This window comes from Bacillus sp. L381 (assembly GCF_030284525.1).
In the GTDB taxonomy this organism is placed as follows: domain Bacteria; phylum Bacillota; class Bacilli; order Bacillales; family Bacillaceae; genus Bacillus; species Bacillus amyloliquefaciens.
Map to the genome: position 1 here is coordinate 1,805,506 of NZ_CP127224.1, position 13,573 is coordinate 1,819,078.

Annotated in this window: 6 protein-coding genes; 1 reads left to right on the forward strand and 5 read right to left on the reverse strand. The window is 43.7% G+C overall.

Annotation, left to right across the window (positions count from 1 at the left end; all coding sequences use genetic code 11):
• Positions 1 to 5: 5 nt before the first annotated feature.
• The gene (locus QRX25_RS08935; protein ID WP_065981588.1) at positions 6 to 317 is read left to right on the forward strand and encodes a magnetosome magnetite crystal formation protein family; all 312 of its coding nucleotides are present in this window, start codon (positions 6 to 8) and stop codon (positions 315 to 317) included.
• 52 nt (positions 318 to 369) lie between these two features.
• On the opposite strand, the gene QRX25_RS08940 is transcribed toward QRX25_RS08935, so the two are convergent.
• The 5 genes from QRX25_RS08940 to QRX25_RS08960 form a co-directional block, all read right to left on the reverse strand.
• Positions 370 to 1,770: a sensor histidine kinase gene (locus tag QRX25_RS08940; protein ID WP_212101488.1), complete on the reverse strand. Its 1,401-nt coding sequence runs from the start codon at positions 1,768 to 1,770 to the stop codon at positions 370 to 372.
• A gap of 2 nt (positions 1,771 to 1,772) precedes the next feature.
• Entirely contained in the window at positions 1,773 to 2,480 is a 708-nt protein-coding gene (locus QRX25_RS08945) for a response regulator transcription factor (RefSeq protein ID WP_065981590.1), read from the reverse strand.
• Positions 2,481 to 2,616: 136 nt separating this feature from the next.
• Positions 2,617 to 3,888, reverse strand: a complete 1,272-nt coding sequence (gene xynC, locus QRX25_RS08950; RefSeq protein ID WP_212101491.1) for a glucuronoarabinoxylan endo-1,4-beta-xylanase XynC — start codon at positions 3,886 to 3,888, stop codon at positions 2,617 to 2,619.
• A gap of 90 nt (positions 3,889 to 3,978) precedes the next feature.
• Positions 3,979 to 5,517, reverse strand: coding sequence for a glycoside hydrolase family 43 protein (locus tag QRX25_RS08955; protein ID WP_212101674.1), 1,539 nt, complete (start codon positions 5,515 to 5,517; stop codon positions 3,979 to 3,981).
• Positions 5,518 to 5,684: 167 nt separating this feature from the next.
• On the reverse strand, positions 5,685 to 13,547 hold the full coding sequence (locus QRX25_RS08960) for a non-ribosomal peptide synthetase (RefSeq protein WP_212101494.1): 7,863 nt from the start codon (positions 13,545 to 13,547) through the stop codon (positions 5,685 to 5,687).
• Positions 13,548 to 13,573 lie beyond the last annotated feature (26 nt).

The following is a 13,573-nucleotide window of genomic DNA, read 5'->3' on the forward strand; positions in this document are numbered from 1 at the left end:
AAGTTTTGAGAGAAAATAAAATTTTGTCTTCATTATGTTACTTCAGTATATTTTTTGCGCCGTTTCTGTTTCCGATTATCGTCTATTTCTTAGGTCAGGACGATGTGAAATATCATGCGAAAAAATCTTTGTGGACGCATTTGATTCCTTATTTGATTTTCGGAATTGGCATCATCGGTTCAGGTTTACTTGGTATGAATGACATCAGACATGCTGGGCCTTTCCTGCTTGCGACATATGCCGTTACATTTATTTTGGCGATCTATTTTTTCATCTGGAACATTGTCAAAGGAATCAAAGTGTTTTCGGAACAATAAGTAAAAAAACGGTTCTGTTATTGATCAGCAGAACCGTTTTTTTGTGTGGCCATTATGATAATTGGATATCTATCGTTGTCCCTTTCCCCGCGGTGCTGTGAATGGTGATGTCCCCGCCGTGCTTTTGGATAATATCCTTTGCTATCGCCATCCCTAGACCAGAGCCTGCATGCGCTGTTCCTGTATTTGTCCCTCTGTAATAGCGGTCAAACACTTTCTCCAGCTCCTCCTCTTCTATCCCTTTGCCGTTGTCCTTAATTGTCACATGGGTTCGTTCTTTTTGTTCAAGCTGTACAACGATCTTCACATCAGGATCATTGTGAACGAGTGCATTTAAAATGAGATTCGTGACCGCTCTTCTAATCAATATCACATCAAGGTTCAGAATCAGCTTTTCCAGGCTGGTTTGAAGCTCAATCGTCTTATCCGCATATCTGGAATCGTTTAAAATATCAATTAATGTTTCCCGCAGCAGCGAAACAAGATTTACCTGCTCTTTATTTAACATCACATCGTTGTTTTTCAGCCTTGTCGTTAAATTTAAATCTTCCACAACCTCTTTCATATAGAGGGATTTATTCTCAATGATTTGGGCGTAATCTCTGATCTGATCGACTGAAAGACGGTAATTTGGATCTTTGATGATTTCTGCATAGCCTTGTATAGAGGCTAATGGTGTTTTAATGTCATGAGAAATATGACTGATCCATTCTTCACGCATTTGCTCTAATTTATCTTTTTCTTTTTTGCTTGAAGAGAGTTGTTCCGATAAGTGATTGACATTATAGAACACATCTTTATAAATTCCTTTGGATTTCAATTTGATCGTGTAATCTCCATTAGCTAATCTTTGGATTCCTTGAATGACACTGCTTAGCGGTTTTGTGAGCTGCCGGCTGAATAGATACCCGATCAATAACGCGATCATTGCATCTATTGATAATAAAATGATGGTCCCTGCATTGAACTTCGTCACTAATTCCTTAGCGTCATATGAGAGGATATACTTTGCGAGAGAGGGATTTTTAAACCCTATAAAGTAACTGTATTTCTTGCCGTTCACTTTTTTTCCGCTGGCGTAAATGGTTGATAATAATTGCTCATCCTTATATTTATATAAGTTCACTATTTCTAAAGGGGTATATTTTTCCTTCAATCCTTTAGGTGCTCTAGCATGATAAACATCTTGTCCGTTTTCATCCAATATCTGAATCCAGGCATTCTGTTCCTCCAAGGCTTTGTGGCCCTCTTTGTTTACTGAAATTTCATTATTGGAAAATGTGACATATTGTTGAAATGATCTTGTAAAGGATTCTGGCGTATTTTCTTCTTCATGTTGACTGTTCGCTTGAAAAACGAGCCAAATCATGAAAACAAATAAATTAATGAAAACAGTAATGATGGTTACTATGATGACAGATACCATGTACCTGCCCGTTAATCGCCAATTCATACTTAAGCATCCTTTACAACAAATTTGTAGCCTAACCCTTTTACAGTGACGAGAAAGTCTGGTGTGGATGGGATGGTTTCTATTTTCTCCCGGAGTCTGCGTATATGAACCATCACCGTATTGTCAGAACCGAAGAAATCCTCTCCCCATACAGCTTGATAAAGTGTTTCTTTACTGATCACCCGATTGGGATGCTGCAAAAAATATGTCATGAGCATGAGCTCTTTAGGTGTTAACTCAATAGCCGCTCCGTTTTTGGTGAGCTCGGCTTGCTGCTGATGTAATTCAAAGGGCCCTGCTTTTATAAGGGTGTCGGTTTGAGAAGGCTGTAAGTAAGAGGATCTTCTTAGCTGTGCTTTGACCCGATATGCGACTTCCTTAGGGCTGAAGGGTTTTGTAATGTAGTCGTCCCCACCGATGGCGAGTCCTACAATTTTGTCCGTTTCCTCTCCTTTTGCTGACAAAAAAATAATCGGAACATGTGAAATATCTCTTATTTGCTTGCAGATATCATAGCCTTCACCGTCTGGCAGCATGATATCCAATATAACCAGATCTGGATTTTCTTGATGAAATTGAGCCAATCCATCACGGGCAGTAGAAGCCGTAATCACGCGATCAATGCCTTCTCTTATTAATACTGTTTTGATCAGTTCCAAAATTTCTTTTTCGTCATCTATTATTAATACTTTGCTTTGAGTCTGCGACATACATTGATCACTCCTTGAAGTCATTGTCATTATTATACCCAATGTCCGTGCATAGTTAAAATTCTCTTGTACCACAGAAAATAAGCCAATTTTCTTTTTCGTGTGAGAAAATTGGCTTATTGCTATAATGTTGTCTTTAACGCTTTACAACAAATGTTGTCACGCTTTGAGCTGGGAGATGAGCCCAAAAATGATTGTCGGTTACATTGAGATCTGTTCCGGGTTGAAGATTGCTGCTGCTGCTCGTGATCCATCTAGATACTTGCGAAGCAGATCCATTCTGCAGCACAAAGTTTTGGTTGACCCCTGTATTGGTTTTGTTAATGGCCACAATCACGACCTTGTTGTCACCTTTATAGGCTGACACGTAAACATTCGGATTAGGGTTTTTCGTTGCATCAACCCTTACATATCCGGGGCGCACAAACTTTGAGAAATGAGCCATATTGTAGCCTCGTTTGCTGATCGTGCCATCTTCTTTCATAGGACCATATGATCTTCGGATGTACCACCAAACATAAGCTTGGAAATCCCCTTCAACCATCGAATCGTGAATATGCTGTGAAACATCCAGGGCCTCGGGCCATCGATCCGCCGAGTTGTTATCACTGTTCGGATAGTATACTTCCGTCATCCAAAGGTCCTTCCCCGCTCCTTTTTGTTTGAAAAGAGGATAAGGAAACTGACTGATCTGCGTACCATACAGGTGGGTGCCGAGAATATCCATATTACTAAGCGCCTGCGGATCGTTCAAAATGGGGTCCGATATATTTTTCAAGTATTGAAATGATTCTGGCGCAATCACGCGGGCATTAATGGAACCGGCATTTTCTCTCATGAAACGAAGTATTTCTTGCGGCGTCCACCATGTCCATTCGTGTGCATAATCAGGCTCGTTTTGCACAGAAATCGCATAAAGATTCACACCATTATTCTTCATGAAGGTAACAAAATCGTTAAGATGCTGCGCGTATGCGGCGTACTTATCGTATTTCAGCCGCTTAGCTGAAGTGTCACCATTATGATTGAAAGTCTCAACCATATCGTTTGGCGGATTCCAAGGGGAGGCAAAAACGATTGCTCCATGTTTGATCGCACTCTTTGCAGTCTCTACTTCTTTGTACCAATTATTTCTATTTTCATCCACATGAATTCTTAAGATCGAAAAGCCTAACTGATTCTGTCCATTGCCAAATGCTGTTTCTCTTTGAGCAGCTGTCAAATCTCCAACCCAAGCAGGATGGTTCATTCCTCCAAAACCACGAATCACTTGTTTTTCTGCAGATACATTAACTGTTACATCACTTGCCGCCAAGACCTCAGCAGCGCCTGGGCCCATTAACAGTACTGACAGCATAGTGAAACATGCCAATAATAGACAAATCGTTTTTTTTACGCTCGAAATCATTTTTTCCTCTCCTTCATATGTCTTTTGCCGTATTAGGAAAATGTGTTCTGTCTGCTTTTATTTCGAAAACAAGCGGTGCCATAACTGGTGTTATCTTTGCGTAAACTGCCAGTAATCAAAATTAAACAAGTTTCCTGTACCTGTTCCGGTAAATACAAAGAATACGTTGTGCACACCGGTTGCGCCGCTTACCGCAGTTTCTATTTCTCTCCAATTTTGCGTTCCGCCTGTGGAAGGGACATTCAGTGTTCCTGCAAGCTTACCGTTTACACTGTCAAGTCGCACTTCTATTCTTCCGCCTGCAGCGGATGCTACATTTGCTTTGAACGCCCTGGCACCGCCTGACCCGAAGTCTGCATTCCCTACAGCAATCCAGTCTCCGTCATGAATGTTTGTTATATGTTGATTGTTTACCGGCCCGCCGGGTGCAGAGGAATTCTCGGTCAAAATCCGTCCATTCCAGGCAAACGTTTCAGCTTCTACCCGGTTATATGGATTCAAATTAGAAAGCTGTGTTACGCCTGCATAATTTGCCGTTACCTCTTGAATGGTTCCGTCTGGATTATGCATCAGCTTATTAATATGGGGAGAACGGTATCCTTTCCCGGCTCCGAACAGAGCGGAGCTGACAGTTTGAGTATGATACACCACATACCACTCGTTTTTAAAATTGAAAACAGCATGGTGGTTGTTTCCGCCGCCTCCGAAAAATGCTCCCGGATTTTTCAAGAAGTGCCCTCTATACGTAAAGGGACCCATGGGACTTGAGCCGGTCATGTAGCCGATCTCACCTGGAGGTTTATCGGCCGGGTGCGCGCCTCCGAAATTGATGCAATAGGAATAGTAATATGTTCCGTTATACTTGTGCATTCCCGAATCTTCAAACATAAAAGGCGCATCAATCGTAGACGCACTTCCGACAACACTGGTCATATCAGGCCCTAATTTCATGACTCTTGCTGTTTTAGGATTGGCCCATTGCCCCTGTGTGGGATTTGAACCGCCTGGAACGCCTCCGCCGGCATATAGGTAACCAGTACCGTCATCATCTACGAATACTGCCGGATCAAAAAGCCATACAACACCGGACATTCCTGGTGTACTTGGCGTTACCAGCGCTTTTCCGATCGGATCTGTCCATGGGCCGGTCGGGCTGTCTGCGGTGAGAACCCCGATGCCTCCGCCGCTGTTTGCGAAATAAAGGAAGAATTTATCCTTGCCATTGATTTTTTTAACTGCGATTGACGGTGCCCATGACGCCCCTGCCCATTTTGCTATCCCACGGCCGCCATTAGCTCCATTAGCACCTGCTACGGGAATTGCTCCGTGATCTGTCCAGTTCACCATATCCGCTGAAGAAATGACGAATACTTTATTCAAATTGGCAAATGAATTATCTTTAATCGTTCCGTTGCTATTATATTCATAGTCATCACTTGACATATAAATATAGACTCTTCCGTTATAGGTCAGCGCAAACGGATCTGCTCCCAAATGATGGTCGATAAGCGGGTTTGAATTTCCTGCATGTTTTGCAATTGGAGTGCTTACCGCATTCGCATACTCCCCAGGTAAACAGCTCAATAATAAAGCAAGAATCAATAAACATACGCTGCACTTTTTCATCAGCTTAACATCCTCCTGTTTCCACTTATTTGGTTTTTTAAAAATATGACAACAACAGGTCATGAAGAATGTGTAAAATGAATGATTTTTAGAGTGAAAATGTTGCAAATATCTGACCCTCTTTTATAAAAAATGCCGCTGACAGTCAGCGGCATTTTGCACTGGATCATTTACATTTTGTCAAACTTCGTGTCACCAGCAAACGATCCCGTTGACAGTTGTTCTTCAAGAACAAGTCCGTGATGATGCCGTTCTTCAATCCTCTTGATAATAGATCGAATGGCATCCGTATTTTCTTCGATATTGTGAGGGTCAAAGATCGTCACATGGTCTCCTTTTAATTTGTACTCAAGGTAATTCTGTGCGGTTGATTGCGTCCATCCCCGTCCGGACAAATCGCCGCATAGAAAATGATGGATGTTGGCGTTAACCGCGCCGGAATTGATCAGTTTATTGTGATACGTGAGATAGCTTCTGATTTTATCCTTAATCGAAGGAATGGTTAATATTTCTCTGTAATAGTCCGGAATGATATCCAGATTCCGATGAATGATCTCTTCGGTTTCCTTTTCCGATAAATAAGTCACCGAAACGGCTCTTTTAGAATCCAGCATCATAATGTCCGATACGATGCGCCCGCGCTTCTCTAAGGCTTTGGCAACCTCAAAAGCCAAATTCGATCCCGAGGAGTAACCAAGTAAAACAAAAGGCCCTTGTTCCTGAATGCCTATCATGCTTTCTGCATACCGGTCAACTACCTCTTGCTCGTAAGACGGCTCTTCTAAGAAATCAGCGGCATAGACGGTGCAATGGCCGTCAAGTCTTTTCGCCATTTCATTATAAACCAGCCCGTACCCGATTAAAGGCGGGAAACAGAACACAGGGATTGAACCGTTCTGATTCATCTTGACGAATACGTTATCCGTCTTGGACTCGAAAACTGCCGCTTGAATGGCGCGTGCCATTGTTTCGATGGTAGGGAAATCGTATACGGCTTGATAATGCATTTTGATTCCCAGACGGTCGTTAATTTGATGAATAACTTGCAATACTTTAAGCGAATGGCCGCCAACGTCAAAGAAGTTATCTTTAATTCCCGGGTCACTGAGAGCTAAAATGTTCTCCCATATTTCGGCCAGCTGCTTTTCAACTAACGTTCCGGGCGCTTCGTATTCGGTTCCGGTAAGCCTATTTCCCTCAGGGGCCGGCAAAGCTTTTCGATCGATTTTTCCATTAGCGGTTATCGGCATCTTCTCTATTTGTACAAAATAAGCCGGTATCATATACGCGGGCAGTTTGTGCAGCAGATGACGCTTCAGCTGCGCCGTATTTAATGACTCGTCTCCTGACAAGTAGGCGCACAGCTGCTTGGAGCCCTCTTCTTCAATCGCGATGACGACCGCTTCTTTGACAGATTCCAGTTGCAATAAAGCCGCTTCGACTTCGCCAATTTCAATCCGGTAGCCCCGGATTTTTACCTGATGATCAATTCTTCCCAAATACTCGATATTGCCGTCAGGCAGCCATCGGGCGACATCTCCCGTTTTGTACATTTTTTCGCCTGCGGCAAACGGGTGTTCAACAAATTTCTCGGCCGTTAATTCCGGGCGGTTCAAATATCCTCTGGCCAGTCCTTCTCCTGCAACATAGAGCTCCCCCGGTATGCCCATTACCTGAATGCGTTGATATTCGTCCAAAATATACGCTTGCAGAGTAGGAATAGGTTGTCCGATGTTGCTTCTGCCCTCGTTGATTTCTCGTTCCGTGATTTCTTTATATGTGACATGAACGGTGGTTTCGGTTATGCCGTACATATTGATTAATTGGGTTAAAGGATATTTAAGCTTCCAGTTTTTCAAGAAGGATGGATTTAACGCCTCTCCGCCAAATATGATTTTTCGGATGTTTAAATTGGATTCGGGATCTGCTCTCTCCTCCTGCATCAGTTGGTAGAAATAACTCGGCGTTTGATTTAAAATGGTCACAGCTTGCGATTTTAACAATTGCAAATACCTTTCAGGGTTTTTTGCTGTTTGTTTCGGAACAATCACTAATTTTCCCCCATACAGCAGCGCCCCGTACATTTCCCATACTGAAAAATCAAAGCAGAAGGAATGAAACAAAGCCCATGTGTCCGATGCGTTAAAATCAAAAACGTTTTTGTTGTTAAATAACAGACGGACCACGTTTTTATGTTCAATGAGCGTGCCTTTCGGATTCCCCGTTGTTCCTGATGTATAAATGACGTAGGCTAATTGATTTGGCACCACGCTCAGATTGAGATTAGATGCTTCGGCGTCGTATGATGACGGATCGTCAAGGAAGACAGTATGACTTTGATAATCGGTACCTTCCAGAAGATGATTTTGCAATAATAAGATAGAGACATTAGAATCCTCAAGCATATAATGGATGCGTTCCTTCGGATAATCCGGATCGATCGGTACGTAAACGCCCCCCGCTTTCAAAATAGCGAGGATGCCTATCACCATTTCCGGTGAACGTTCCGCCATAATGCCAACAAGCTCTTCGGCCTGAAGCCCATTGGCAACCAAGGTCCGGGCCAGCTGATTTGCGCGTTCATTTAATACCCGATACGTCAGCTCCTTATCTTCAAAAACAATCGCCACGTGCGCAGGCGTTCGCTCCGCTTGTTCTTCAAACAATTGATGAATCGTCTTTTCTTTTGGATACTCAGCCGCCGTATCGTTGAACTTATCTAACAGGATCGATCGTTCATCCGCCGTAAGTATATCCAGATTCTGAACGCGAATTTCCTGATCGTCCGCCATTTGCTTCATGATTTGCATGAAATGCGTTTGCATCCGTTCGACACTTGCTTGATCATAAACATCGCGATTGTATACAAAACGAATGTCAATTTCTCCATCCGGCATCACTATAAAAGTAAAATCGTAATGAGTGTGTTCTTCCATATGAAAATCAATAATGTCTAATGCTTTGTCATCCTGCTTCATATGTTCTATTTGTTTCTCGACCGGGTAATTTTCAAATACCATAATATGATTGATCAGCTGCTGCTTTTGCTCAGTTTGAGCCTGAATTTCATACAACGGAAATGTATCATATGCTTGAGAAGCCAGCGCCCGCTCCTGGTTCATTTTCAATACTTGTGCTGCTGTCATTTCAGGCTGCGTATGAATACGTACGGGAATGGTATTGATAAATAAACCGACCATGGTTTCAATTCCCGGAATTTCTGCCGGCCGGCCGGATACGACCGTGCCGAAGACGACATCCTGACTCCCGTTATATCTTTGCAGCAATAAGCCCCATGCGGTTTGTATCCATGTATTGACGGTGACTTGCTGGCGGCTTGCGGCCTGTTTAATTTCGGCAGTGAGCTGTTTTCCTAAACGAAACGCATGCTCTCCTTTTTCATATCCTTTCGCCTGGCCGGAAGATTGTTCTTGTAACAAAACAGTTTGTCCTTCATAACCTTCCAAATAATTACGCCAATAGGCTGCCGCCTGCTTGTGATCTTGCTGATCCAGCCATTTGATATATCGGCTGTATGGAGTGACGGCTCCCCGCTTCGGCTGTCTTTGCTCAAGTATCGCATAATAGGTTTCAAACACTTCTTTCGTAACAAGAGGCAAACACCAGCCATCCATTAAAATATGATGGAAGCTCCATATCAATCGCGCTTGGTCTTCCTCTGTCCGCAGGATCGATACGCGCATTAATGGATCCCGGGTGAGATTGAATCCCCGCGCTTTATCTCTTCTTGTAAAATCGGCAATAAACTCACTGCGTTGATGACTGTTCATGCTGCGAATATCTTCAACGGCCGTTTCAATCGGCTTTTGCCGGAATACGATCTGCAAAGGCTGATCTTTCCATTCTGTATAAAAAAGAGTCCTAAGAATGTCATATCTATCGGCCAGATGCGCCAAACTCCTCCTGAATGCATCGATATCCAAGAAACCTTTCAGATCAAAAGCGGCTTGTTCAAAGTAAGCTTCGGAAGCTGAATCGATCAAGCTGTGGAACAGCATTCCTTTCTGCATCGGGGTTAGTGGGTATATATTTTCAATGTCACCGAGATGATTCGTTTGCTGTACAAATTGATCCAGTTCATCGATCGTTATATCTTTTAACGAAATATCGCTTGGCGTCAGGTGAATTTGCCCTTGTTCATCACAATGTGCGATGACTTGCTGCAAGCTGCTTTTCAAGAGATCGGCACAGGTTTCCATTGTTTCTCTTTGATATTGTTTACCGCAATAACTGATGGCCAGCGACAATCGGCCGTCTGATATCATGCCGTTGATATCAAGTGTATAGGTTAAGGGACGCCTGTCACTGGCTGTTTCTCCGCTTGAGTAAGGGGATACCTCCATCTTGCCGTTCCGGATATCTTGATCAAATTGACCCAAATAATTGAAACGTATTTCCGGATGTCCGGTCCATTCATGTGCCTTCGGGTGTTCGGACAAATATTTGATCATGCCGTAACCTATTCCTTTTTGAGGGATCTGACGCAAATTTTCTTTCACTGTTTTAATCCGCTGCGAGATATCCTGATCAGCCTTGATTTGGAGCGAAACCGGATATAGGCTTGTGAACCAGCCCACCGTACGCGAAATATCGAGATCCGGAATGATAGACTCTCTGCCGTGTCCTTCAAGATGAATGAGAATGTCTTCATATCCGGTCCAACGATGAATAGCAATTCCCAGACCGGTCAGTAATAAATCGTTCATTTCGGTTGAATAAGCCCGGTGAGCGTTTTTTAATAAACGTTCGGTTTCCTCGACCGTCCATTGAACGATGACCGTTTCCCGGTCTTTGGCCAGACCGGTCTCCTGTTCATTGTCCTTTGGCAATGTATGCTGCGGATTATGTTTCTGCCTGAACCAGTATTGATTTACCGCTTCGAATTCCTGACTTTCTGCATAACGTTTCAACTGTTCAGCCCATAATAGGTAAGAGTCCGTTTTCCTCGGAAGCCGGATCAATTCGCCGTTTTGAAGCTGCTCATAAGCTGCCGCTATATCCTCAAGCAAAATCCTCCACGATACGCCATCGATGACCAGATGATGAACCGCAATAAGCAAATGATCTCCCTCTTGACACCGGAACAATCCCAGTTTCATGAGCGGTCCTTCGGCTAAATGAATGGATTGCTGAATCTCATTGGACATGGTTTCTATCGTCTGGGACACATTTTTTTCTTCGCGTAATGAGATCACTTCAAGGCTGAACAGATCACCTTCATCGATCCCCCGATTCCGGGCTTCATATCCATCTTCTGTCGGAACATAGACCATGCGCAAAGCATCGTGATGCACTGTAATCTTCTTCATGACTTCCCGAAGCTTCGATTCATCCAGTCCCTCTTTCCAATAAAGCATAACCGCTTGATTATAATGGTGTAATTCAGGGTATTTCTGGGCAAAAAACCAATGCTGAATCGGTGTCAGCAGCGCCCGGCCTTTGATTTCTCCTTGTTCTGCGATTCGGGTTACCGGCTCTACGTATGGAACAAGCTCGGAGATCGTCGGGTATTTAAACAAGTGTTTGATTTCAAACTTATACCCGGCTTGGTATAATCTTGAGGACACTTGAATCGATTTAATGGAATCGCCCCCCAATTCGAAGAAATGATCTGAGATTCCGACCCGTTCTAAGCCTAAGACCGACTCCCACACTACGGCCAGTATGTTTTCCAGTTCTGTTCGAGGAGCTTCATAGTTCATACCTGTAAGATTCTCTCTTGGAGAAGGAAGGGATTTACGATCTATTTTCCCGTTGAAAGTAAGCGGCATCTCTTCCAGCTGAACGAAATAAGCAGGTATCATATAGGATGGAAGCTGTCGTGACAGCTCTTCACGGATCTCGCCTGCAGTTAAAGCATGTTGTGCGGTATAATAAGCGCACAAGGAGGTTTCTCCATCGATTTCTCGGGCGATAACGATGGCCTCTTGGATCGCAGGCAGCTGAAAAAAAGCGCCTTCGACTTCGCCGATTTCAATGCGGTAACCGCGGATTTTTACTTGATGATCGATCCGGCCCAAATACTCGATATTGCCGTCAGGCAGCCATCTTGCCAAGTCTCCCGTCCGGTATATCCGTTCTCCTGCTGCAATCGGGTGGTTTACAAACTTCTCTGCCGTCAGTTCGGGACGATTCAAGTAGCCCCTTGCAAGCCCATCGCCCGCTATGCACAGTTCTCCCGCCACACCGGTCGGCTGCATATGTTCCAAATCGGCGTGTAATATATACAATTGAATGTTGGAAATCGGTTTGCCTATCGGAATCGATGTATACGTTTCTTCCGTCTGGCAATCAAAGTATGATACATCAATTGTTGCCTCAGTCGGTCCGTACAAGTTGATGATTTGAGCCTGGCTCACCGGCGTAATGATGCGTTTGAAGCCTGCGACATGTACAGGCTTCAAAGCCTCACCGCTTGCAAACACATGCCTTAATGACGCTAACTTTTGTTTCAGCATCTCGCTTGGCTTCTGATCCATAGATTCCAGAAAGGCATGCAGCATCGCCGGTACAAAATGCATTGTGCTGACGCCGTTTTGTGCAATTGTATCTAAAATCAGCTCGGGGTTCTTTTCTCCTCCGCTTGGCAACAGAACCAATCTGGAACCTGCCATCGTCCACCAGAACAGTTCCCAAACCGATACATCAAAGGTGATTGCGGTTTTTTGCAGAATTACATCCCGCTCATCAAGAGGGTACTTTTCCTGCATCCACACCAGCCGATTGATCACTGATCGATGTTCTACCATTACACCTTTCGGCTTGCCCGTTGACCCTGATGTATAAATAACATAGGCCAAATGATCCGGACCAGCAGCCGGCTCTACATTCGAACCGTCTTCACAAAAGTTTTGCGGATCATTCAAATCCAATATTTTCCCCGTAAAAGGTACTCTCTCTCTCAGCAAACGATCCTGCACCAATAACAACTTCGTATCCGAATCCTCCAATATGTATTGAATCCGTTGCTCCGGATAGCTCGGGTCAATCGGCACATACGCCCCGCCGGCTTTCAAGATCCCAAAGATCCCTGTAATCATATCCAAAGAACGTTCGGCCATAATCCCAACCGGCTGATCCGGCTGCACGCCTTCAGACTGCAGCGTCCGAGCGAGTTGATTCGCCCTTTCATTCAATTCCCGGTACGTCAGCCGGCTATCCTCGTATACAACAGCCGTTTGATCAGGGGTATGTTCCGCTTGTTCCTCCAAAAATTGATGAATCGTTTTTTCCCTTGGATACTCGGCAGCCGTTTGATTATAGCCGATGAGTTTATCTGTCTCTGAGTCTGAGAGAATATTAAGCTGTCGGATCATAAGGTCGGGTTGGAATAACAAGATTGAAAAAATCCGGTTTATATGTTCGATCACTTGCATCATATACTGGCGATCATAAGCTTGTTCATTATAAGTTAACTTTAAATGAATCGAATCATTTTCTATGGAAAACTGAAATAACGTATCAGAAGCAGCCGTTTCTATAAAACGATTGGGGTGAAGTTGATCTAGTGATACGATCGTATGGATCATTGGCAAATGATTTGAATCGTAGTTCAGATTTAATGAACCGGCCATTTGATCGAAAGGAACGTGCTGATTTAAGATGGCTCCGTTCAGCGTATGTTTGAATTCATTAAATATGGATTTAAACGTACTGTCCGCATTTATGTTTTGTTTGATTAACATGACTTGGTCTAAACGAAGGTCTTCATCGGTTTCGTCTTCAAAGGTCGGAACGCCTACAATAACGCCTTCTTCCCCCGTATATTTGTACAAAAGACACTCGATTCCGACCAAGAGAACCATATAAACGGCCATTGGCGATTTATTCGTCATTTTCATGATACGCAGGGATACATCGGAGCTCAATGAACTGTGAATACGGTTAGGTGCACTCAACGCGTTGTGCTCTATTGTTGAGTCCGATATTTGAAACGAGGGGATTGCACTGGGACGATCTTCCGCATCGAACATGCTGCTCCAGAACAATTCCTGTTGCTTAAATTCTGACATTAATATCCCTCCAGTAAGTTTTAGCC